General features: G+C 43.2%; 13 protein-coding genes and 1 pseudogene. 10 read left to right on the top strand and 4 right to left on the bottom strand.

What is annotated here, in order from left to right; genetic code table 11:
• The coding region (locus tag VHA02S_RS21685; protein WP_255211852.1) for a hypothetical protein at nucleotides 1–7,839 on the bottom strand (7,839 nt) is incomplete at its 3' end.
• Between the two features lie 291 nt (nucleotides 7,840–8,130).
• On the opposite strand from VHA02S_RS21685, the gene VHA02S_RS21680 reads away from it, so the two are divergent.
• From VHA02S_RS21680 to cqsA, 3 genes are all read left to right on the top strand, one after another.
• On the top strand, nucleotides 8,131–9,117 hold the full coding sequence (locus VHA02S_RS21680; protein ID WP_038899142.1) for a peptidoglycan DD-metalloendopeptidase family protein: 987 nt from the start codon (nucleotides 8,131–8,133) through the stop codon (nucleotides 9,115–9,117).
• Nucleotides 9,118–9,438: 321 nt separating this feature from the next.
• Entirely contained in the window at nucleotides 9,439–10,383 is a 945-nt protein-coding gene (ylqF, locus tag VHA02S_RS21675) for a ribosome biogenesis GTPase YlqF (protein ID WP_005447133.1), read from the top strand.
• 533 nt (nucleotides 10,384–10,916) lie between these two features.
• Nucleotides 10,917–12,098, top strand: a complete 1,182-nt coding sequence (gene cqsA / locus VHA02S_RS21670) for an alpha-hydroxyketone-type quorum-sensing autoinducer synthase (protein WP_026000191.1) — start codon at nucleotides 10,917–10,919, stop codon at nucleotides 12,096–12,098.
• Between the two features lie 133 nt (nucleotides 12,099–12,231).
• On the opposite strand, the gene VHA02S_RS21665 is transcribed toward cqsA, so the two are convergent.
• The gene (locus VHA02S_RS21665; RefSeq protein WP_038899141.1) at nucleotides 12,232–14,277 is read right to left on the bottom strand and encodes a hybrid sensor histidine kinase/response regulator; all 2,046 of its coding nucleotides are present in this window, start codon (nucleotides 14,275–14,277) and stop codon (nucleotides 12,232–12,234) included.
• Nucleotides 14,278–14,563: 286 nt separating this feature from the next.
• Between VHA02S_RS21665 and VHA02S_RS21660 the strand changes: the two genes are divergently transcribed.
• Nucleotides 14,564–15,181: an HAD family hydrolase gene (locus tag VHA02S_RS21660; RefSeq protein WP_038899140.1), complete on the top strand. Its 618-nt coding sequence runs from the start codon at nucleotides 14,564–14,566 to the stop codon at nucleotides 15,179–15,181.
• Between the two features lie 74 nt (nucleotides 15,182–15,255).
• Here the strand turns inward: VHA02S_RS21660 and VHA02S_RS21655 are convergent, their stop codons facing one another.
• The gene (locus tag VHA02S_RS21655; RefSeq protein ID WP_005447141.1) at nucleotides 15,256–15,804 is read right to left on the bottom strand and encodes a GNAT family N-acetyltransferase; all 549 of its coding nucleotides are present in this window, start codon (nucleotides 15,802–15,804) and stop codon (nucleotides 15,256–15,258) included.
• A gap of 293 nt (nucleotides 15,805–16,097) precedes the next feature.
• Here VHA02S_RS21655 and VHA02S_RS21650 point away from each other — a divergent pair, with 293 nt between their 5' ends.
• The 4 genes and pseudogenes from VHA02S_RS21650 to VHA02S_RS21635 all read left to right on the top strand — a co-directional run bounded on the left by VHA02S_RS21650 (nucleotide 16,098) and on the right by VHA02S_RS21635 (nucleotide 21,654).
• On the top strand, nucleotides 16,098–17,222 hold the full coding sequence (locus VHA02S_RS21650; RefSeq protein ID WP_038899139.1) for an acyl-CoA desaturase: 1,125 nt from the start codon (nucleotides 16,098–16,100) through the stop codon (nucleotides 17,220–17,222).
• Between the two features lie 375 nt (nucleotides 17,223–17,597).
• Nucleotides 17,598–18,969: pseudogene (gene dcuC / locus VHA02S_RS21645) on the top strand (anaerobic C4-dicarboxylate transporter DcuC).
• Nucleotides 18,970–19,195: 226 nt separating this feature from the next.
• Entirely contained in the window at nucleotides 19,196–19,786 is a 591-nt protein-coding gene (locus VHA02S_RS21640) for a LemA family protein (protein WP_005447146.1), read from the top strand.
• Nucleotides 19,786–21,654 (top strand): M48 family metallopeptidase, encoded by a 1,869-nt coding sequence (locus tag VHA02S_RS21635; RefSeq protein ID WP_038899138.1) that lies wholly within the window; start codon nucleotides 19,786–19,788, stop codon nucleotides 21,652–21,654. The genes VHA02S_RS21640 and VHA02S_RS21635 overlap by 1 nt, the downstream gene beginning before the upstream one ends.
• Nucleotides 21,655–21,719: 65 nt before the next feature.
• On the opposite strand, the gene VHA02S_RS21630 is transcribed toward VHA02S_RS21635, so the two are convergent.
• Nucleotides 21,720–22,076, bottom strand: coding sequence for a hypothetical protein (locus VHA02S_RS21630; RefSeq protein ID WP_005447150.1), 357 nt, complete (start codon nucleotides 22,074–22,076; stop codon nucleotides 21,720–21,722).
• Nucleotides 22,077–22,652: 576 nt separating this feature from the next.
• Here VHA02S_RS21630 and VHA02S_RS21625 point away from each other — a divergent pair.
• Nucleotides 22,653–23,885, top strand: coding sequence for an L-lactate MFS transporter (locus tag VHA02S_RS21625; RefSeq protein ID WP_038899137.1), 1,233 nt, complete (start codon nucleotides 22,653–22,655; stop codon nucleotides 23,883–23,885).
• 95 nt (nucleotides 23,886–23,980) lie between these two features.
• The gene (locus VHA02S_RS21620; RefSeq protein ID WP_038899136.1) at nucleotides 23,981–25,627 is read left to right on the top strand and encodes a VRR-NUC domain-containing protein; all 1,647 of its coding nucleotides are present in this window, start codon (nucleotides 23,981–23,983) and stop codon (nucleotides 25,625–25,627) included.
• Nucleotides 25,628–25,658: the final 31 nt, after the last annotated feature.

The following is a 25,658-nucleotide window of genomic DNA, read 5'->3' as shown; positions in this document are numbered from 1 at the left end:
TGTTAAAGTTGGCGTTATTGGCAATGCGTTTGAGGCATTGTTTTCGCCCACATTACCCACTAAGTCTTTATATTGACTGACAACAAGACCAACGCTTGCTTCCGGTACATTCGGAACCTCAACTGTGCCTGTCCACACCTTCTTATTTGCGGTCACCGCTAGTGATGTAACGTTATTACTTCCTAGTGATGCAGTCGCTTCTTGCAACTCTTTGTCGAACTCAAGCTGGATGTTGACAGATTTGCCGATTTCCTGATGTATCGGGTCAAACGTCACCTTAGTCAGTGTTGGCAACACACCTTCAACCCCTAGAAGCAAACTATCCCCAATTCCGGGGATAGTATTGACGCTCTCATAGCTACCATCATCGACCCGTATGGTTATATCTTTATCCGCCCTTTCTGGAGTTAAGTAGTTGACAGTCCATGTTTTGTCATCAGTTTTGTTCCAAGATAGAAGCTTCAGCTCTCCAACATCACTTCCATCACTTGCTTCGAGTTTTACATCAGAGAACTCATAGTTTTTGACGTCTTCCGTAAACTTAAACGTAAGCTGAACTTCAACACCACCAGCTAATGGAGCACTCCCAGAGCTTGATATTGTGAGTTCAGGGACACTTGCAGCTTCCACTGTCGGCGTTGTCGTTTCTTCAGCCTTATGGTTGACGAGGTCCGACGCCACTACTTTTATCGTGTAGTCTCCTTTTGATAATAAGTAGTGCATTACATACGGGTCGCTATCGTTGGCAGGCTGTGTGATTGATTGTGGACCAACAATTACCCCTGCCCCATTATCAGCCGTTGATGTGACTGAACTTAAGTTTTTATCTGAAACATAAGCGGTTACATCCAAATTGTATTTATCACCTGTCGGAGTCATAGAAACTTGATCAGCGCGAACACCCGTGATAACCGGTATCTCATGGTCAACAACAGAGTCGAGACCTTTGGCATCATAAGATTTATCGAAAAGCTCAAAGTCTGTAATCGAACGTCCTATGGAATCTATGACAGTGACTTTGTACGTGTACTCAGCCTGGTCATCGGCATCAAACACCATAGTGCCTGACGCCGTTGATGACGTTATATTTCCCTTGAAATTAAGCGTATCCCCAACCTTCGGAATCATATCTACAGAGTAGCTAGAAGCCTTGACGTGCTCACTATCTTTAGAGGTAATCGTAAATGATTGATTCTCATCTACAAACGCTAGCTTGTTTCCTTGCAAGCCAGCAATGCCATCAAAAGCAAGTGTTACTGTTGGCGCTTTTAAATAAACAGTTTTTGTTGCGGACTCAAAGTTTTCGACAGCATCAGTCGCGATAACCTCAACTCTGATTTCATCACGACCTGCGATCTGATCTTTAGGCAACTCGAAATAGGTCACATTCTCCGTTTTTTCTTCTTCAAAGTTGAGCACACGCACTGTGTATTTAACCGTAGCGAGTCCACTGACTTCATCTCTCATCTCATCAAAAGTGAACCTAACCTTATCGTTTGGTTGCTCTGAAACCGTGATCACATCCCCAATAATTGGTGCTGTATTATCGAATCGAATGTCTTTAACTGCTGCACTTCCACGGTTATCCCAAACATCTGTGGCAGTCACATTTACAGTCAGTGCTTTGTTTTCTAGAGAGCTTTCTAATTGGTCACTATGGAAAATAGAACAACGATATTCTCCATCAACACCACAAGGCTTGAACTTTTCAAAGTTATCATCCGTTTTGAGATTGTAGGACTCGTCACCGAAGGTCACTTCTACGTTTTCTAGTTCTGAATTTTTACTCAGTTTCACTCTAAACTCTACATCAAGAGTTTTACCATTTAGAACGTTGCCTTCACTTGGGCTGATAATTTCAACGATTGGATCTTCAGTCGGTAACAAAAATTCAAACTCATGATCTAGGGCTAAATTACCTGCATTGTCTTTAATGTTTGTTACTTTGTAATCATGTGTAACTGCGGTCTTTTGGATAATGTCGGAGTACTTTTCCTTGTAGCGACACACAACCTGACCATCCGCATTTAATACACAACTTTCTGCGCTAAAAGGAATCGCTCCCGCTTTCCGAATTATTTTAGGGTAGTTGTCTTCATTGGTGATGTTCACTCCTGATAATTCATCTTTAAACATAAGCTCGAACGCTAGAAACTTCGTGTCATCACCAGGGTTGTGGGTTACTTCACCACCAGAGAATTGATAAGTATCAGTAGCTGGTTGAGTGACTACTGGGGAATCTGAGTCCATCATTTTAAAGTCAAATTTCTGAACCGCTACCGCGCCATTCGTCCCCTTAGTTTGAACAATCAATATTGCCGGTGACAATGAGGTACTTTCAGAGTCAACGGTACAACTAGGTTCTTGTCCTGGAGATATATTCTTCTTGCCAGAAGTTGGCTTTTCGTTCTCATCAGGGGCTTCATTACCATCGTACTCTTGACGAACCCAGCACTGAATTTGCTGCGCTTTAACTTCACTTAGCGTTGTGAATGTGACATCCAGCACACCATTAGAGACATAGTTTTGAAAGTCTTGAGTTGGTTTTAATACATCAAGAGCAACACCATTACGCTGAACACTAAGCGTGTGGTTTATCTTGCTGACTAATGGATTATCGTCGCTGTTATGCTGGACATTGTTGTAAACACTAATACTGAGTTCATAGTTACCATCAGCTTTTAACTCAGACTCTTTCAAGGTAGCAGTCCACGTACCCTCTTCACCCACAACTTCATCGAACTGAAAGTCCGTAGCTTTGCTCTCACCGGAGTATTTATAAGTAGAAACAATGTTCTTTACACCACTCACATCCGTTACTTTTAACGTCAGCTTGATGTCACCTTCGTCATATACGACGCGATCTATTGTTTCACCGTTCGCAATGTTAGTGATTTTTAAATCCAGTTGAGGAACCTTGTTACTTACATTAAACCGGAAATCTTTTTGGGAAGAGTTACCACGAACATCAAGACCTTTGATCCTAATAGTATGATCACCATCACTCAAACCACCTAAAGGAACCTTTAGAGTTTCGGCATTAACTATGTCCGTACCTTGCGTACCAAAAGGCGGCTCTGCATCCTCAAATATCCAGAACTCTAGATTTTCTCTATCAACACCTTCAACAGAAACATTGCCGCTTGCGCCCAAGTCAACGGCTCTCAGCTCAAACACATAATCGTTGACGTAATAGCTACTTTCATCGTGACCAACCAAGTTAAAATCTGGACCTTGATTGTCAAAAATGACGCTATTTGTGTTGGATTGACTCTCAAAGCCATGAATATCTTTCGCTTTGACGTAAAGGCTGACACTGTTCCCTTCACCCGGCATATCAATTTTGTCAGTATCACTCTCGACAAGTGGCATGGAAAACTTTTGGCTTGGTTCTGCGGGTTTGAATGTTTTCAGCGCATCTGCTTGTCCAACTTGGAATAACGAGACCTCCGTGATTTTCGAATCATCTGTCACTCCATCAAAAAGCACGTTGAAATTACGACCAACGACTGCATTTTCCTTTGTCAAAGCGTCTTCAACCCAAGGGGTAGAAAGTAAAATAGTTGGTCCTTCATTATCAACTTTGAAGGTAAACGTACCTTTTCTACTTTCATTTTTCGGATACGCTTTATCTGTCGCCGTCACGTAGAATTCATTGGTAGCATCATAACTAAAGGCATTTGCAACCAACTGAACTTTAATATCTGGCTGCTCGCCAATAAGGTACGGTTCATCACAACTACTTGCTACAGGGTCACACGCCTCTAATGTCTGGGTCTGACCCGAACCTTTGCTCAACTCAATCTTTACGTTACTTCCCTGACTGAGTTCGCCCCAATCAATGATCGGTGTCCAAACACTGTTGCCACCCAATCGTTCAGCAATATTCGCATCATTAACAACTGGAGCTTCAGAATCGATGTAGATGCGGAACCTTGGCGCACCGCTATCAGCATCAGATACGACATTGCCCAAGTTATCTTCTGCGCTCGCGACTGCGAACCAGTTACCATCCCCTGGGTTGATGGTGACTCCTTGACCCGAACAGTCTTTCTGGCTGCATAGTCGTACTACAAATCGTTTTGTTTCATTCTTATAAAACTGCTCATACGAAACTGGATATTTTTCGCCTGAACTTTTGTAAAGTAGAAGACTACGCTTATCGAGCTTATCACCAACGACATCATCTAAGATAAAAGTCAGATCGTGAATGTTATTCTTAACGCTTAGATAAACACCATCTTTGATTTCTTCATCATTGATGTCTTTGGGAGGCTCATAACTCGCCTTCGGATAATCGTTATCTACATAAAGGCGTTCTACATGTGGGTTGGACTCAGAATAACCATTGCCTTTGGTATCAAACGCACTTATCTCCAGTGCAAATTCAATAATATCCTTTAAGTCTGATGACTCTGAGTTAAGCGTAAAGAAGTACTCTTTTTTGAACTTCCCACTCTCGCCTGACTCTTCTATGTTTAGATCCAGTGGAATAGCCGTATTTGGATTGCTTCCCGCGTACCACATACTTTTGAATTTAGGTGCATTATCGCCCTTTTCGACAATACCTGATGGGTCTTCCAAAACGACTTGGGAAACCACTTCCCCCGCGACATAACGTTTGTTACCAACCATCGTTTGGCGACCAGTTACTATCTTCAACGTTTTCTCCGGTGGATATACATCAATACTTCCACCTTCACTATCAAAAATACTGTCACTGCCAAGTTTTGGGTTTGCCTGTGAAATATCATCAGCATATAGCTGAGCAATATTATCAGGAATCTGATACTTACCCGTCATGATGTTGTAATACGACTGAGCAAGGTCTTTCCTGTAAGTGTCAGAACTGAACTCATAATCATCTAGTTTGATTTTGTTACCACCAGCTCCAAGACCATTTGCTTTACCATCGTAGCTAAGATCATCATAGATAGCAGAGGCAAAATCAGAAGAGTTGTTTCTCGGCAGGTTTTGCGCCAAACCATCGATGGCCTCAACAAGGAATCGATGTAAGTAGTCATTGGTCAAAACATTAGGTATTGGTTTCTCTAACATCTCGTTCGTGGCATAAGCCGTCACGGTCGGGTCAAAGCCAAAGAATGAGCTGTTGTTACTGTTGGCACCCGATAAAGCGTATTTCACATCAGTAAGAATTTGCGATGCACGTTCTGACGTTTTATCTCCTGCTTCTACTTGGTTCCAACGATAATCAAACAAACCCGTTTGGTAGGTTGCAAGCTCAGTGATGTAATAAGTGTTTGAGCCATCAAGCTCAAAATATGCACCTATATTGGCGTTATTTAAGTTTACACTCGCCTTTTTACCCTCATCATCTTTCCATTGGTAGTAATGAGGATCCGTCCCTTCTACACCGATTAAACGTACGCGCATGAATTCGTAATTCACCACATCAGTTGTGGTTTCACACACCGCGACGTCAAGCGCGGTTGTCTGATCGCTTTCAGGTTGCTGGATGGTGGTACAACTAGCTAAAGATGTGAATTCGCCATTGGGATTCAACCCTTCTAATTGCACTCGCGCACCAATAAAAGGCGTCACGACGGTCATTGTCGGCAAGTCAAAACTGCTTCTGAAGTAAACGACTTGCGCAGCACTCACGTTTTCAGATTCATCGATGGTTTGGATTTCCAGCTTTTGGCTCGCGTTTTCAGAAACGTTCTTAAAGCCTTCACCAAGGATTTCTCTTACGAAAGGAACATAATAGATAACTTCGCTGACTCGACCGTTGCTGTCCATGATCGTTTCGTGAGGAATATTTGCGGTAACGTCTTCTGTTGAAGCTACTGTTTGTGTTCTCTCTTGGAAGGCATATTGACCATCATTGTTTGGGCTTACATAGTACTTGACCACTAGCTTCAGTTTGTCAGCACTCGTTCCCAAGACAGTGTCTGAACTCACATCGGAAACTCGAACCTTTACATAAGGAATTTTCTTTTCTTTTAATAAGTTAACGTTAAAGTTTGCGAAGTCGACACCATCAAGAGATTTCAAACCTGAGCTTGCGTAGACGTAGTCGATCTTCAAGTAGTCACGACTCGACTGCACGTTATCAGAAGTATAAGTATCTTGTGTGTAAACCCCCTCGTATGTCGATCGCTCCCCATCAAGGTTTACATTGACGTAGTTCATCGACGCCCCTTCAGGGTAAGCAACGATCTGAGCTGGAGCTTGGTCATCGCGACTGACGGTAAATGTTAGCTTACCGACATTATCTTTTGTGTCCTTCGCCGTAATATCAAACGTGGTCGTAGATAAGAATTCTTCTGTCGAATATGGTTTACTTGTGAATTCACAAGCACTGCCTGACTCAGTGATAACTGGAGTACAACTGAGCTCTTCTGGTAAACCGTTTTTGAAGGAGACGTTAACCGATTTAATGTCTTGAGATGCCTCTTTAACAGTCCCTTTTAACACGTATTCGGGAAGCTGCTTGTTGATCGCGCTCGCTGAACTCACCGTAATAACAGGCGCGTCATTATCCCAATAAAAATTAACGTAGTGACCTTTGTTACTGCCAGGAACAAGTTCATTACCTAAAACGTCTGCAGTGTAAAAGACCAAACGAGCATCCGATACATTAGAAAGACCAGTATCCGAATCACGCTCTACAGCATCAATCGCATTGGTATCAATGCTTACTTTGATGTTTGTTTCACGAACACCAACTTCAAAGCCGCTAGCATCTACCGAACAGAACTCACTACCAGAAGTTTGCTGGTCACTACATTTAAATTCTCCTGACCAAATGCCGTTTAGCTTGTATTCAACATAAGCAGAAATAGATTGAACGCCAATATCGTCGTTGATTCTGAGATCGACGTTATCTGTGCCAGCTAAAACGTCACTATCTGTGCGAGTAACAGTTGGCGGAATTGTGTCAATTTCCGTCTCGTCGCGAGGCGGAATAACGCCATCAGTCTGACCATGAGTCCCCAAATCATTGACTTGTTGGCTAAACGCCACGTAATCATCAGCATCGGTTCCAGAAACATTGAGCTTGGGATCGTTCACCACAATTAAAATTTGCTGCGAAAGATCTTGCGTATAAACGTCACTGGTGACTTTCTGCTGACCGAACGTAAGTGGAGTAACAGCACCTGTAGACTCACTAATTTCTAAGCCATCTAAAAGACCATCTGCAATAACATCGCGGAATTGAATGTCTGCAAGATGCATTGAGGTATATATATTGTCTTTAGACTGACCGTATTTCTCAATCAAATCATAAGAGTAAGAAGAATAAGCCGTTAGCAACGCACCGTACTGATGTCCGGGTGTAGCAAAGCTACTCTGACCGCCTTTAGTTATGTCAATCGGTGTGGTTTCATTGACATTGAACCCATACATACCATTGATACTACTCAATGCTTTAGAAATAGCATCCGCCCCAGATGCCCCTTCTGCAATTTTGTACTTTGCCAAACCAGAAACAATATTAGTTAAAGGCGTCAGCATTAATGTCTGGTTGCTGCCTTCACTAAAGTTGACGACACCTTCTAGGCGCAAAGTCTTACCTGCACTTGACGACACGATCTCTTTCGTAAGCGGATCGGTATAGCTTCCTTGTTGCGCAACTACATACAAAGGCATCGATGAAGATTCGAATTCAAGCTTGTAATCACCGAAGGCGTTAGAAGTCGTGTTGGCAAGCAACCTGCCAACTTTTCCGTTCTTGTATTCAAACACCTCGATCTTCGCACCATTGACGGGAGCGTCAAAAACGTTTCCTGAGATACTTCCTGTCTTCCTAGCTGGCGGCGTGCTGTCACCCCCACCCCCACCGCCACATGCACTCAATAATAGTGAAGCAGCCATGAGACCTAACGTTGGTTTTAGCGTATTTTTAGTGATCATAGTAATTTGGCAGAGTATATTTTGCCGCGATTATATTATTGTCTAGAATTTTCTCAACGTGACAAAATAACCATAAAATCAAACATAAACGCTAAGGAAATAGGCAGTTTTCAATCTCTTTAGCAGCGCCACTTCACATCTATCGTTATTTAATTAGTAAAAACACAGGAATTGCCCTTAACGGCGTGTAAGATTTTATTTTAAATATTATACTCCCCTCAATTTTTCGCCTATAAGCATAATTTCGATTTAATGACAAGTTTAATATTAAGACAGCAGACTCAGCATATTGCTTTACCCCTTGTTCTTATTGCATTCGTTATCATTGCTGGCGTATCTTTGACTCATTACTTTCTCACCCCAGAACTTCAGACCACCCCCACAAAATCAACTGCAAAAACAGAAAGTTACAATAAGATAAATAGTAATAGTATCGAGCAGACTTATGAAGCACACTTTCAACGCACCAAGATCACCACAGGCATTATTGATTACTCCTTTGTTGCCTCTTTAATTAATTCCGGATTATCCCCGCATGAGATCAAATCTTTGTTCAGGTTAATCGAAGATGAGTTCAACATTATTGGTTCAGCACAGAAAGGCGACCGATTTTCAGTAAAAATCAAAACCAATAGTTATAATGAAAGATACATTAGTTCTTTTTACTACTCAGGTAGTAAAAGAGACTTTTTCATTATTAATGATGGTAAAGACAATGCTTACGATGAATATGGAAATAAGCTAATTCAAAAGCCTTATTATTCATTTCCACTAGCGAAAGCTTACAAAATTAGCTCCGGCTTTAATTTAAAGAGAAGACATCCAGTAACCGGTTTGATTGTTCCTCATTTAGGGACAGATTATGCAGTCCCAATTGGAACGCCGATAAAAAGTATTGCAGACGGTGTCGTCATCAAATCACGCTACAATCGTTTTGCAGGCAACTATATAAACATCCGTCACACAAATGGCTCTATATCCCGCTACTTGCACTTATCACGCAGCAACGTTCGCGTAGGTGACCACGTAACGAAAGGACAAACTATTGGTCGCTCAGGTAACACAGGCAGAACAACCGGACCTCACCTGCACATAGAGTTGATCGTTGGTGGCGTTCCTGTTGATTACGCACAATACATCAGAAAAGCGCGCCCTCCTCTGGTGAACATGCAAATGATGTTAGCAGCAAGGACTGAACGCGCAGAGCTGATCAGAGAATTAAACAAACATGCCTCATAACTCACCTTGTTGGTCTGACGCTCGAATCACTCAGATGTCATTTTCTTTATCGTGATAAGGCACATCATTACCGAGGCATTGATATTCGCTTCGAAACTAACCAAAGCAAAGCCAAAGCAACGCTCAAGCCCTTAAATATCGCGATGTCAGCTTGCTCTAACATTTCCGCCCATCCAATAAAGTGTTAAGATCCTCACATGACTCGCTGTAGTGGTATTGAGTGGGGAAACATACTCCGCTCCCCTTAACATCCTCATTAGTGATGTAGGTAAATTGATTAACCCACCAGCATAACCATGAAACAATAAGGCGATTTTTCAGATGGTTAACAACTCTATCCAGTGGTTTCCTGGCCACATGCACAAAGCGCGTAAAGAAATCGAAGAAGCAATCCCGCAAGTGGATGTGATCATCGAAGTACTGGATGCTCGTATTCCTTTCAGTAGTGAAAACCCGATGATCTCCCAAATTCGCGGTGATAAACCAGTAGTAAAGGTACTGAATAAACGTGACCTTGCCGATCCGGAGTTAACTCAAGTGTGGATTGATCACCTTGAGAAAGAGCAAAACGTAAAAGCAATGGCAATCACTACGTCAGAGACGAGTGAAGTACATAAGATTATGGAGCTTTGCCGCAAGCTAGCGCCTCACCGTGAAGAAATTGGTAAGAACATTCGTACCATGATCATGGGTATTCCAAACGTTGGTAAATCGACCATTATCAATACTCTTGCCGGTCGCACGATTGCCGTAACAGGCAACCAACCAGCGGTTACTCGTCGTCAGCAGCGTATTAACCTACAAAATGGCATCGTACTTTCAGATACCCCAGGAATTTTGTGGCCAAAAGTTGAAAACCCGCACAGTGGTTTCCGACTCGCAGCAACAGGTGCGGTGAAAGATACCGCAATGGAATACGATGAAGTGGCATTTTACACGGTCGAATACCTAGCTGCTCATTACCCAGAGAAGCTTAAAGAGCGTTATCAAATCGAAGAGCTTCCAGAGTCTGATATCGAAATCATGGAAGAAATTGGTCGTCGTCGTGGAGCACTTCGTGCGGGTGGTCGTGTTGACCTACACAAGGTATCTGAAATCCTTCTACACGAACTTCGTCAGGGCACCTTAGGGCAAATCACCCTTGAGTTGCCAGAGATGATTACTCAAGAGCTGATCGAAGTAGAAATCGAAACCGCTCGTAAAGAAGAAGAGAAAGCAAAACGCAAAGAAGAACGTCGTAAGCGTTACCTACGAAACAAACGATAGTTCCTATTCAATCACTGTTTTAAAGCGCGTTTTATACGCGCTTTTTTTCGCCTATTTTCCAGGTTTATAACAATCTGAAAAAAGCTTGATACTCCACTTGATGGTTGTACTTGCTCTCAAATCCATGACAACACTCTGAAATCCTCATCTTGAAGACATCATCTCGAAGTCACGTGGGTATATCTTTTTTATCAGCTTGAAAATCCACAGACTCGTTAACCACATTAATTGGAACGAACCACTCTAAAACGCCACAAAATGGCGTTGTGATTTGACATCTATTCGTTAATTTTTGTAGAAAAAACCAAACAAATTCATAGTGATTTACTATGTATTTTAACGGTTATTTTCTAAGCTCCATCATAGTTAGACTCCCGAAAGGTAAGGAATTCCAAACCGCACCCAACCCTTAAATACCGAGTTTGCAAGCGTACGCAAACTTATGCAACATTGGCAATGACACATCTCTCATATCAGTTAAAACTATATAACTGTCAGCGCTGGCGTTTTTCGTATTACTAAGAGAAATTATTATGAGTGATAAACTGAAAACGAAACCTCTTCCTTCTTTTGTTGAGGAACGCCTAGACTTTTATATTCAAGACTTGATCGAACAAAACGAGAACCAGAAGCACTTGGTTTTGGGTAAGCGACCACAATCCGGAGCGGTGGTCATGCAAAGCAACGACTACTTATCGTTATCCCACAACCAACTGATTCAAAAGGCACATCGTGATGCAATTACCGAGCATGACGACAACGTAGTAATGTCTGCAATCTTCCTGCAAGATGATACTTCCAAGCCTGCATTTGAAACCCAACTCGCCGATTACGTGGGAATGGGAAGCTGCTTGCTCTCACAATCAGGATGGGCGGCAAACATCGGGTTGTTGCAAACGATTTGCCCACCAAATACGCCCGTCTATATCGACTTTTTTGCGCATATGTCGTTATGGGAAGGCATTCGAGCAGCGGGAGCACACGCGCATGCATTTATGCACAACAATATGAACCACTTGCGTAAACAGATCCAACGTCATGGCTCCGGTGTGATTGTTGTCGATTCGGTCTATAGCACGATTGGTACCATCGCCCCACTTCACGACATCTACGAAATGGCACGTGAATTTGATTGTGCATTGGTCGTCGATGAATCCCACTCACTTGGAACTCACGGTCCAAATGGCGCTGGTCTTGTGAAAGCATTAGGGTTAACCGATCAAGTTGATTTCATTACGGTAAGTTTGGCTAAGACATTCGCATACCGTGCGGGGGCGATTCTTGGTCCTGAGAAGCTGGCTAAGACTCTCCCATTTGTCGCGTATCCAGCGATTTTTAGCTCGACGGTATTGCCGCAAGAAGTGATTCGCTTAGAAAAAACGCTTGAGGTGATTAAGGGAGCTGACGATAAACGAACCTTACTGTTCAACCGAGCTAAAGAGCTAAGAACAGGATTAAAACAAATTGGCTTTAATATCCGTAGTGAATCTCAAATTGTCGCTTTGGAGTGCGGTAGCGAGAGAAATACGGAACGTGTACGTGACTTTCTTGAAGAACGTAATGTGTTTGGTGCAGTATTCTGTCGCCCAGCAACAGGTAAGAACAAAAACATCATCCGATTTTCAATCAATGCAGATATGACTTCTCGCGATGTGGACCACGTACTTACCGCTTGTCAGGAAGCATTTAACCATCCAGAACTAGAATTCGCATAACGAATCGATAACGGCACAATTGAATGGAAGCTTGTCGCTGCCGAAAAACAAAGAGCTCAGCACAATGCTGAGCTCTATCGTCATTCCGTTCTTCAATAATGATGCTAGGCAATGAGTACGTTAGGCGATGGAATTAAATCCAGTTCGCTATCTTATCGAACAGTCTGTTTTTATCTGCCGGTTTGACAATAAAATCTGACATGCCAGACGAGCCAATTTTATCGAGAGTCACTGGTGAACTGTCTCCCGTATGCGCAATGATAGGCACGGAAGCATAAGGTTTGTTTGACGCTCGAATTCGACGAGATGTCTCTACCCCATCCATCACTGGCATTTCGATGTCCATTAAGATGAGATCAATGTCATTTGTATCTAATGCGCTTATAGCTTGCTGACCGTCTTCGGTTTGGATCACTTCAAACCCTTGCTTCTCAAGTAACATTGCCGTGAACTTACGCAAGGATTCGTTATCATCAACGACCATAATCGTTCGTTTGTTCGTTGCATCTAGCGGCTTCGTTGATACCTGAGGAACCACATAGTTGGCGTCGTATAGCAAACGATCAATGGTTGCTTTTGTGTTGAGTAACCACGCTTGTGTTTCCACCCAAATCGGCGCAAAAGATGCCTTTCTGGCTCTCTGAATTGGGTGGTGCTCAAACAGATAAACAATACGAGCTTCAGTGAATGAAAATAGTGACTCCATTTTGTCCATATGACTGCCTCGGGCGTCTAGGCTTTCGATATCGACAAAGATCAAATCGTATTCAAATTCATATTCTTTCTTCTTGAGCAGAGCATCAACGTCTAACACCGTAAGGCTAAAGCCCATAAACCGAGCAATGTCCGTCATTTTAGACACTAGAATGTTTTGCTCACTCACAAAGAGTGTGGTTTTTAGCTTGGTTAACTCACTTTTGATCTCTTTGACTTCATTTGAGTTAATCGCCGGGAAGGTCATCGTAAATTGCGACCACTCGCCCACTTCTGACTGACATCGAATGTCCCCCCCAAATGAACGCATCACCTTTTTACAGAAAGGCAAACCTAAGCCGTAACTACCCGATTTGCCTGTAGTGTAGAAGTCTTGAAAAATGCTTTGCAACACATCAGACGCGATGCCTGAACCATTATCCGTAACCACAATTTGATTGCTGAAATCGTCACTGTACATGGTGACGTGAATATGAAAATCTTCCGAACTTCGGTGATGAAATGCATTCTTAAACAAGTTGTACATGACGTACTTCAACAGCGTATCACTGCCCAAGAAATCAAATTCACTACGCACATCCAACGAAATGGCAAAACGGTCAGTCGCTCGTTTGTAGCTGAAACTTTCAATTGCACTTTCAACGACAGATTGAGCCGAGTGTTTCTGGAACGTCGAACGCGACACTCGGTTTTCATCAATTGAAGTTAGCAGTAAATCAATGGTCTCGTTACCTGAGTGAATGATTTTCATTGCATCGTCACTGACTTCACGCAATAAGGTCACATCTTCGTCACTCAGCTCGTATTGCGCTTTTCTTCCCTCTTTCGGGTTGGGCAACACTGATTGAATCACATCAATTGAAGTCAACAAGCCGCTGAGTGGGTTTCGCATTTCATGGGCGATGCCCGCACCAAAAGACTTAGCCAAGGAAACTTTTGCTTCGTGCTCCACTTGGTTTCGGAAGTAGAACAAGTTACCAAATAGATAAATGAACAAGAAGATTGGTACATGCGTCCAATCCATGGTGAGCTCAATATGAAAGCCTTGAGCTACCCAAGCGAAAAACGTCGCCAAGCCAATACCAGCAAAGGTCTGGGCAAACATAACCCAAGTAATATGAACCAACAAAATATGAAGGAATATCGCCGACATAAACGACATTACCCAAACATTTGACCAGTTGTTCATCAACAACATATAGAAGAAGAAACAAGGTAAACAAAGGGTAATTGCGACTTGATAAAAAGCCGGCAGATACTTTCGCCACTCGAATGGTAGGCGGTTACGATAAATGATACCAAAGAACAAGAAAGAGCAGAGAATTCTCAGTGGCAAGTTTTCGTACGGTTGTGGGAACATGAATTCCCATACCACGTAATAAATTGGGAAGCCCACAAAGCCCATCCACCCTACTAAGGTAAGGTTTGGCTCTGCGTACTGATAAACTTTGCGAATCGCGTCCATATTATTACTTAATTAACTCAGCCCTAACGTTTAACTGTCTATTACATTGTTTTCTTATAATTATATATTAGTTATCGCACATAAACAGCGAGGTGTTGTTCAAAAGTTTATGACGGTCTGCTTTAAATTCAATCCGTTACATTCATAAGGGTGATAATTAGTCAAATAACATCGAAAAGTATTTGAAAAACCGGATTATACGCAACAATTTTTACATAAACATATTGCAATTAAGATATTGCCGGAATTTGAACACGTACCTAATCAAATTAACCCAAGGATACCTATGCAAGCTAACTCAATTAAGAATGTCGTATTTGATATCGGCAACGTCATGGTGAGATGGTCACCTTTAGAAATCGTCAAATTGACATTGGGCAACCACGTTGATGCTGAGGCAAAAGCTAAAGCATTATTCGCAAACGATATATGGTTAGATTTAAACAAAGGCTTAATCACAGAAGCTGAGGCGAAAGAGCGTTACCAATCAGAGAAACAGCTGTCTCACAACGAATGTGAGCGATTCTTTTACTATGTTAAGCAAACACAACTTCTGATCTTTGGCAGCGTAGAACTCCTCACACGCATCAAAAGTGCTGGTTATTCCGTGTATGCATTAACCGATAATGTTGTTGAGATTGTTGAACACTTAAAAACAACCTATGAGTTTTGGCCTTTATTTGATGGAACGACGGTTTCCGCCGAGCTTGGTTTGCTAAAACCTCAGCCTGAGATCTATCAGAGCTTGCTTGATACTCATCAACTTATCGCCGCTGAGACGGTTTTTCTTGATGATATGCCTTATAACGTAGAAGGCGCTCGAAAACTTGGAATCTCTGCGATTCAATTTGAGAATGCTGAACAATGTGAACAAGAACTCAAAGCACTAGGACTCACCTTCTAAGTGGTATCCCTATGCAGACAAAAAAGAGCAGCGACGTGCTGCTCTTTGTATGCTTGAAGGAAACTCAATCTAAGTTACGAGTAAATGACATTCTCTTCAATTCCACTCACTAGTGATTGCGCGTTAGACCAACGAAACACTTTTTCAAGTACTTCATTTCCGCCCGGAGTTTTCCAGTTTCGCTCCTGACACTCTTGCCCGCCAATATGTTGATAAAACTCAACCGCAGGTTCATTCTGAGAGACGACTTCAAGATACAAACCACTGTCCTTAAAGTATTGCTGGTGCCATTCCGCTACCGCAAGAAGTAGCTGTTTGCCTATACCTCTTCCGCGATAACTGTCATCTACGTGCAATGCTTCAATAAAGCTGCCACGTTCAAAATCATGATTACCAAACACACAAACAAAACCAAGAAGAAGACCACCCTCTTCGGCTAAAACAATGTGTTGGTTGAATGGTGGATTGGTTAAGCGCGTTTGCCATATCAACAGTTTGTCGTCGATGGCTTCGCTATCCAAATAGCCATCACTCAACACACCACGGTAATGGCGCTTCCAACTGTCTGCGTGTAACTGCGCGATGCGTTCATAATCCTTATATTCCGCTAATCGTAATTCCATTACGTATTCCTATGTTCTTGTATTGCTTCTCTAACGAGCTTTGGCATTTTCCACCTCATTAACTGCATATTATTGGCAGATTTTACAAATCTATAGCCACAGCTCATTGATTAATACTACTCATTATTCGTTTAAAAGCAAAATATCCCACCAACGAAACCCAATTATTGCGAGTTTTCGCTTAACGATAGAAATGTCACAACTCGAAACAAAGTCATCGAACTTTAGTTTGACTTACACGTGTACGCTGATATTCTGGCGTACAGTTGTTAGCTCAAAGTTAGGGACACATTGTGAAGCATAATAAACCATCACTTATCTGGTTGAATATATTGATATTTTCCGCCAGTTTTATTCTCACCTTTATTGTACTGCCTTGGTATGCATACCACTTCGGTTTAGGCTGGGAGCATCTGATCTGGGGCATTATTGCCTTTAGTTTCACCAACCTCTCTATTACAGCGGGCTATCACCGCCTTTGGAGTCACAAAACCTACGAAGCTCACCCAGTTTTACGATTCATCTTTGCCATCGGTGGTGCTTTCTCTCTTCAAAACAGTGCAATGCATTGGTCATCCGATCATCGTGTTCACCACAAACATGTCGACGACAACGACAAAGACCCATACTCAGCAAAACGTGGGTTCTGGTATTCACATATCGGTTGGATGCTTCGTGATTACAACAAATCAAAAGAGAACGAGTACACTAATTGTCGAGATTTGAAGCGAGATAAAATCGTCGTGTGGCAGCACAAATATTATGTCCCTTTGGCTATCGCAACGAACATTGGTTTCCCACTGGCTCTTGGGCTTCTATACGGTGATATCTGGGGAATGTTCCTAATTGTCGGTGCTGCTCGTCTGTTCTTGAGCCATCACACCACTTTCTTTATCAACTCATTGGCGCACGTTTGGGGTAAACAAACCTTCACCGATAAAAACACAGCTCGTGACAATGGCATTTTGGCATTCTTTACTTTTGGTGAGGGCTACCACAACTTCCATCACATCTTTGAGAACGATTACCGTAATGGCGTTTACTGGTGGCACTACGATCCAACCAAATGGCTGATCAAATCTTGTTCTTGGCTGGGGTTAACAACGAAGCTTCGTACGACGTCAACGTTTCGCATAGAAAAAGCACGCGCGACGCAGTTATTGAAGAAAGCCAAAGAAAAACTAGAGAGTAAGCCAAACAGCCAGTCGATTCGTGATCAGCTTCAGAAGGAGTTCGACGCATTAGTACATCACATGCAGGAGTACTACGAAGCGCGCAAAGAAGTGTTTGGTGAGAAAACTGCAACAGTAGTGAAAAAGTATGAGCGATCCGTTTCCAAATTAAAATACCAACAAATTAAGGAAGAATTTGAACGTCAACAACGCAGTTGGAATCTCTTAGTGCGTCGCTACGCGTAACGTGTAACTCGCGCTTCAATATAAAGACGTCAAAACAAAAGCTCCGTTAATTCGGAGCTTTTTTGTTCAACCAAGTCCCTTTAACGTGATCTAGCTCGAACTATCGCTTTTCTCACTTTTTAATCATTTAGTACGATTTTTATTCGATTGAATGTTCATATTTTCGTTTCTTTAAAATCCAGAAAACTAGTACATAACACCTAAAAAACGTAATTTAAACAATATAATCCAATGCAATTATTTATTAATCTATTATTTGTTTTAGATCATGCTAGCTCTAATTTAGTCTCGTGCCACAGGAAAGAATTCTGTAAATTCCCAGACATAAACTGAAACAGTTTCTTTCTTTTTTTCATAATATCTGGAGACAACCCTATGTTAGAGCTCTTAATTGGCTTGGTAGTGACCATTGCTGTGGGTTATTTCATTGTCAAAGGCTACAAAGCTGCTGGCGTGTTATTAACCGCAGGTATTAGTTTGCTTCTTATGACTGGCATTCTTGCTTGGCCATGACGTTCTGCCATCAAAAGTAACCTCAACGGGTAATATGGTGACGGACGCACTAGAGTACGTAAAATACATGCTTCAATACCGTGGCGGCGGTCTTGGTATGCAAATCATGCTACTTTGTGGTTTTGCGTCTTACATGACACATATCGGCGCAAACAATGTTGTTGTAAAACAGTTCTCTAAACCGCTTTCTGTTATCAAGTCTCCATACGTCCTTTTGGTAGCGGCTTACATCGTGGCATGTTTGATGTCTCTTGCAGTGAGTTCAGCAACAGGTCTGGGCGTGCTATTAATGGCTACCCTATTCCCTATGATGACGGCAATGGGTATTTCTCGTCCAGCGGCAGTAGCAGTGTGTGCTTCACCAGCGGCAATCATTCTGTCGCCAACATCAGGTGACGTGGTTATCGCAGCAGAAAAATCTGGTCTCGCGCTTGACGTATTTGCGGTTCAAACCGTACTTCCTGTTTCTATCTGTGCAATCATCGTAATGGCGGCAGCCGCTTTCTTCTGGAACAAATACCTAGATAAGAAAGACAACACACCAATGGAAAGAATCGACGTATCTGAGATCAAAGCAGATGCTCCAGCATTCTACGCTGCGCTACCTTTCCTACCTATCATCGGTGTTTTCCTATTCAACGGTCGCACAATCCCTGGCCTAAGCCTAGATATCTACACGATCGTGGTTGGCTCGATTTTCTTAGGTGCGGTTATTCATTACGTTGTTAATAAATTCGACGGTAAGAAATCTCTTGAAGATCTAGACTCGTGCTACACAGGCATGGCGGATGCGTTTAAGGGTGTAGTAATGCTTTTGGTTGCTGCTGGTGTGTTTGCTCAAGGTCTTATGTCTATCGGTGCGATCGACAACCTTCTTCACCTAGCGGATAACGCAGGCGCAGGCGGTATCGCACTAATGCTTATCCTAACAGGTCTAACCGTGGCGGCAGCAATTGCAACGGGTTCTGGTAACGCACCATTCTACGCGTTCGTTGAACTTGCTCCTTCACTGGCTGCGAAAATGGGTTTGAACCCTGCGTTCCTAATCATCCCAATGCTACAAGCTTCTAACCTAGGTCGTACTATCTCGCCAGTATCTGGCGTAATCGTTGCTACTTCAGGTATGGCAAACATCAGCCCATTTGAGGTAGTAAAACGCACATCAGTGCCAGTTCTAGCAGGTCTGATTACTGTGATCATCGGTACTATGGTTCTTGTACCAATGTCAGCGTAAGCGCTAATCACAATCATCTAGTTCGTAAAAGCTCGGCAGTTTTGTCGGGCTTTTTTATTTCTATTCCACAGACCTTGTCACCACCTTTCCCCTCTTTGACACCTCGTACTGAATACGCAATACGTCCCATAATTACAAAACATTGCACATTATAAGTAAGTCTAATTTGCTTAATATCTCAACTACTTATATAAAGTCCAAATACATTCACAAAATGGAACTTACTATGACTTCACTTATTGTTTTCATCGTCATCATTTTGCTTATCGCGGTGTTTGCGGTCAGCATTTACAACAAACTAGTGACGCTGCGTAATCGCTTTAAAAACAGCTTTGCTCAGATTGAGGTTCAGTTAAAACGTCGTTACGACCTGATCCCAAATCTTGTCAGCACAGCGAAAGGTTACATGGAACACGAAAAAGAAACCTTCGAGCGAGTCATCCAAGCGCGTAACCAGGCAATTTCGGGTTTGAAAGCAGCAAGTGACGCGCCAGACAGCGATGCGGCAATTAGCCAACTGGCACAAGCAGAAGGCATGCTACAAAATGCACTAGGTAAGTTAAACGTCGTCGTTGAAGCTTACCCAGAACTGAAAGCCAACGAAACCATGACTCAGTTGCAAGAAGAACTTACCAGCACGGAGAATAAAGTCGCTTTTGCTCGCCAAGCTTTCAATGATGCTGTTACCAGCTACAACACTTACAAACAGACTTTCCCACCAGTCTTGTTTGCCAATATGTTTGGCTTCCAAGATGGTAAGTTGCTGGAGTTTGCAGACAGCGAAGCAATCCAAGAAGCGCCAAAGGTTGAGTTCTAATGGATTTTTTCGACCATCAAGATACCGCACGTCAGCGTACCGGGCTTTTGGTGTTTCTGTTCTCCTTAGCAGTATTAATCATCACAAGTTTGGTCAGCGTACTATCCATTACTATTTATTACGTAGTAACCGGCGAGCCATTTGATCAACGCACCGCTATTACTTACACCTTGCTGTGCTTTGCAGGTGTGGCACTGGTCGTCGCAATCAGCTCTATGTTCCGCCTATCTGAACTTTCTTCCAATGGCGGTAGTGGCGTCGCTGAAAGTATTGGAGGTAAGCTTATTTCCTCAAATACAACGGACACAAAACACCGCCAATTACTTAATGTGGTTGAGGAGATGGCGATTGCTTCTGGCATTCCTGTCCCCCCTGTTTATGTGATGCCAGAAGAGCGAGGCATTAACGCTTTTGCTGCAGGTATGAGCATTGATGATGCCGTTATAGGTGTCACGCAAGGTGCGCTCGACAGCTTTTCTCGTGATGAACTGCAAGGCGTCATTGCTCACGAGTTCAGCCACGTATTGAATGGCGACATGCGCATGAACACGCGCTTGATTGGCGTCTTGTTCGGCATTACTTGTATTGCGCACTTGGGTCACTTGGTTCTCGACAATACACACTACACTAGTCGTTCATCAAGAAGCTCTTCCGATTCCGATAAAGGCTTCGCTGTCATCATGCTGATCGCGGTTGTGTGTTTGGTGCTCGGTTGGGTTGGTACTTTATTTGGCTCAATGATCAAAGCAGCTATCTCACGACAACGTGAGTTCTTGGCGGACGCGAGTGCAGTTCAGTTTACTCGTAATGACCAAGGTATTTCAGGTGCGTTGAAAAAGATTGGCGGTCACGCATCTGGCTCTAGCTTGGATGCACAAGCGAGCAGCCAAATGAGCCACATGATGTTTGGACAAAGCAGTTTGTCTGGCTTCACCGGCTTCTTCGCTACTCACCCGCCTCTCGAAGAACGAATCCGTCGCATTGAACCCAACTGGGACGGCAGTTTTTCGCGCAGAAATCATAGCCAAGCTTCGACGTTTGCTCATGAACAAGTCAGCGGATTTGCTTCGGATGCCGATTTCGGCTCTCAAGACCATGAACCACAAAGTGTCACTCCAACTTCCTCAGAACTAAGTGACACAGGAAAACAACTGATCAGCCAATTGCCCCAAGACTTGGTAGACATTGCGCGTGAACCCTACAGTTCGCGCTTTATTGCATTGCTCCTGATCTTTGATGACAGCGATGTGCAACGTGAGATGATCAAAGGTCATATTCCAATGGTCTCGCACGCAAAGCTGTTACCATGGCTGGATTACGATTTGCCCCTGCACTTAAGGCTTCCTCTGCTAGAGCTCGCCATCCCAGCACTTAAATCAATGAGTGAAGGTCAGAAAAACAGACTTTGCCAAGTGTTGCGAGAGTTGTCTCAAACGGACAATCACTACTCACTGGGTGAATGGTGCGTCATTAACTTGCTGGAAAAGCAGCTTCTTGCGCCTTTTGGCTCTACTCGCCAAAACAAGACATTCAAGCAACTCCAAGAAAGCGTGCACTGGTTGCTACGTGAATTGGCGTGGGTCACGCATTCAGAACGAGAAGGCGCACAACGCGCATTCAACGCTTCGCTCACCTCGCTAGGATTTGCAGAAACGACATTGGAAGCGCCAAACAACAACTGGCGTTTAAGTCGCGCTGCATTGGAGCTGTTGTTGCAACTTAAACCCCTTCAACGGCGACAGTTCGTTAAGGCGTGTCGTTTAGCAATTGAGTCTGATGGTAAGATCACCGTCGCGGAAGGCGAATTGTACCGCGTGATAGCGTGTTTCTTGGAAGTTCCAGAACCGCCGCTTACCGTGACGCTTTAACTGCAAAAAGTAAAACGCCAGCGATGATCGCTGGCGTTTTTGTATTCGGCTATAAGTGACGCTGATTAAGCAGCTTTAAAGCGCTCTGGAATCTTAGTGATGCTTTGACGATAGCTGAACCACAAGTAGGTTACCGCTAATGAGAAGAACAAGTAAGACAAAGCAAACACGATTGGAGATGTAATCAGCTCGGCTGACATACCCCACATTACGCCAATTACCGTAATCGTCAGTTTAGATAACATGCCACAGATCAGTAAGAACAAAGCAAGCTGTGGGAAACGCGAACTACGGAATGCGAAGAAGTAGCAACTACCTACTGCAAGCGATGCAATAGAAAGACCTAGCATGAATGAATGGATGTGATCTGCTGATGCGACACCTGCAGAAACAGAAGCCATAAGTAATAGGAACAATTTCATAAGTCACCTCACTACGAGTAGAGAAAAGCATCCTTTCATTAATGAAAACTCATTTTGCGCCCTATTTTGCTTATCTATTTAGCAATTACAAGCACATTTTTTGCTCAATTTATGTTCACCCTCTCCTTTTAAATCAAGTTATTACAAGCAGTTAACATTCTCTAATTTATAAACCCTTTAGATCCTGCACTTACAGAAAACAGTCTCTATTTCGCCCACTTTTGTTACAGAACATTAACACTAAAATATTTTGAAACTTTTTGCTTAAACTGTGAGCCAAATACCCATGCTCTAGCTATAAACCTTGTTTCACTTAGGATCTCACTACCAAACCAACGATTCTTTACGTTAGATCAACATTTCCTTCATATATAAAACGCTCTCATTACAACCATTTTTAATGCTTCGAATTATTTTTAGTAATAGGGGTAAAAAGAGATTCCAATCACACATTTATTGGTTATAATCCGCGCTCATTACGTTATGCGTTGAAAAATGCAAACTTATTTTGAGTAAACCCTATCTTTAAACCGACTCCTCTTTGCTATCTGCCAAGAGGTATTACTGAGAACAAAAATGAGCAAGATTGATAAAGCTATGCGCATCCTGCTAGCAGGATTCTGTATCAACCTTTGTCTTGGCATCCTGTATGCTTGGAGTGTATTCAACAAAGCACTAGTGACTGAGTCAGGCTGGAGCGCAGCAGAAGCATCTGCACCTTACGCGACTGCAACTATTACTTTCTCTATCTGTCTTCTTGTTGCAGGTATTCTTCAAGACCGTATGGGTCCACGTTTGATCCTTATCCTAGGTACTGTTCTAACAGGTCTAGGCATGATCGCGTCTGGTTTTGTTAACTCACCACTAATGCTGAACATCACTTTCGGTGTGGTCACTGGTGCAGGTATCGGTTTTGGTTACGCGTGTCTTTCTCCTTCAGCAATGAAGTGGTTCCACGCATCTAAGAAAGGTATGGTTAACGGCATCATCGCAGCAGGTTTCGGTCTAGCAGCTATCTACCTAGCTCCTGTGACTTCTGCGCTGATTGACAGCATGGGCATCCAAACGAGCTTCCTAGTTCTTGGTGTTGGTATCCTTGCTATCGCAGTTCCTCTAGCTGCAACAATCAACAACCCACCATCGGATTACACGCCAGCAGAGCCTAAAGTAAAAGAAGGTCAAGCGCCTAAGGTTGTGAAGAAGTCTGACGACCTAACTTGGAAAGCAATGCTTAAAACGCCACAGTTCTACTCTCTATGGATCATGTACGCGTTCGCAGCTTCTGTTGGTCTTATGATCATCGGTAACATCACGACTATTGCAAGCGTTCAAGCTAACCTGCCAAACGCGGTTTACCTAGCGTCTATCCTTGCGGTATTTAACTCAGGCGGTCGTGTAGCAGCAGGTATGCTTGCAGACAAGATCGGTGGCGTTCGTACTCTTCTTCTAGCGTTCGTTCTACAGGGCATCAACATGGTTCTGTTCGCAACGTTCAAAACTGAGTTTACGCTGATCATCGGTACAGCAATCGCAGCAGTAGGCTACGGTACGCTTCTAGCAGTATTCCCTACTCTAACGGCTGAATTCTACGGTCTGAAGAACTACGGTACTAACTACGGCGTGCTATACACAGCATGGGGTATCGGTGGTGCAATCGGTGCTGCTGTTGTTGGTTTCTCAATGACTAACGGTGACGGTTACACGCTTGCTTACACTATCTCAGCGGCAATGATGGCGGTATGTATCGTACTGGCGTTCATCACTAAGCCACTGACTGAAGCGAAAGTAGCACAACTGAAAAACGCTTAATTGCCAGTCCAGTTCTATTTATCTAGTAGATCTGCAGAAATTGATTCGAAAAAGGCTTAACCTATGGGTTAAGCCTTTTTTATTGTTAGTTGGTTATGGAAAACACCGTCGAACTCGCGCCAGATTACTATCTCGATAACTTCTTTAAGCTCACACAGCACGCTACCAAGTGGTACAGCGATTTACTTAGCCAAGATGAACATCAATGGCTATCCGCGTTTGAGAGCTTAAGCAAGCCTGCGCAGTGCCTTCTTGTACGCCTATACAGCCGTAAAGGGTGTTGGTTTCGCAGCGACAAACTCAACTACCAAGAAATTGAGAACATCCAGTCGGCTTTGGATGAATTGGCAACTCATGATTTTGTCTCGCTCTCCCCTGACCTAACAACGCAAGAATTAGCAGCGAATCTACTGACCAAGCCAGAGATCGTCATGCTCTATCCTGAGCATCCTAAATCCCTCAAGAAAGAAGCATTAGTAGCATGCCTGAGTGAAGAGCGTTTTGAGCTATTTGAGGCTCTGGATTTCACGGTGATTAAGCTTAACTCCGCACACATGATTGATGTTTTGCTGACGCTGTTTTTTGCTAATACCCATCAAGACCTCAGCCAGTTCGTGCTCGACGATTTAGGCTTACACCAATTCGAACAATACCAGTTAAGTAAAGCGCGTCGATTTTTCGAGAGCAGAGAGCAAATCGACCGTCTTATTGAGCTCAGCCAGCTCTCCAACCTTTATTGGCAATGCGACAGAAAACAAAAAGCGAATCTCGATGTTCTTATCGAAGCGATGCCAGAACGGGTTGAACATCGCTACGTCGACCGTAAACGTGAACACATGATTAACGACATTGCCCGTGATTACGAGCGCATAAACGAACTTGAGATTGCAATTGCGTTGTTTGAAACAACGAAACTCCCCCCAAGCCGAGAACGTCGTGCTCGCATCTACGACAAGCTGGAACAAAACGATTTATTTTGTGACATTGTCACGGAGATACTCACCCACCCTATTGATGTCTCCGAGTTTGAAGTGGCACAAAAGCTTGAACAACGCGTTAAACGTAAACAAGGCTTGAAAGTCCCGAGAGCCACCAAGCCCAAATGCAGCGAATACCACATCGAATTGGATCTATCCCAGCAACGTGTGGAGTTGGCAACCAAAGCACATTTCGAAAGTTTAGGTTGGACCGTTTTCTATTCTGAGAATACCCTACTCAACGGCTTGTTAGGCTTAACTTTGTGGGATGCTATTTTTGCACCAATAGAGGGGGCATTTATTAACGCTTATCAACATCGACCATTGGATTTGTATCACGCCGATTTTGCCGACAAAAGGAAGCAACTTATTGACAATGCACTTGAGCAAGTTCAACAAGGGAAGACGCAGGCGTTGTTTGATACATACCGAGATAAAGTTGGGATCAGTAATCCCTTCGTCAGTTGGGCATACGTGAACGAAGAGCTGATATCCCTAGCTCTTGAACACATCCCTAATGACCTGTTGGTCGAACTGTTTAACGTGCAGTTAAGTGATCTGAAACTCTATCGAAACGGCATGCCGGATTTGATTGCATTTAAAGAAGGGAAATTTGAATGGATAGAGGTGAAAGGCCCAAGCGATAAACTCCAAGATAACCAATGGCGTTGGATCAAGGAGTTCAATCGCCTCAATGTACCGTTCTCAGTCTGTTATGTATACCCAAGTGACTTCAAGATGCAGGATTCAGAGCGTTGTCATTGATTCGAGGTCAAGGAAAACGACGCCGCGTAAT

Source organism: Vibrio harveyi NBRC 15634 = ATCC 14126 = KCTC 12724 (assembly GCF_001591145.1).
Classification (GTDB): domain Bacteria; phylum Pseudomonadota; class Gammaproteobacteria; order Enterobacterales; family Vibrionaceae; genus Vibrio; species Vibrio harveyi.
This window is presented reverse-complemented; position numbering and strand designations above follow the sequence as displayed.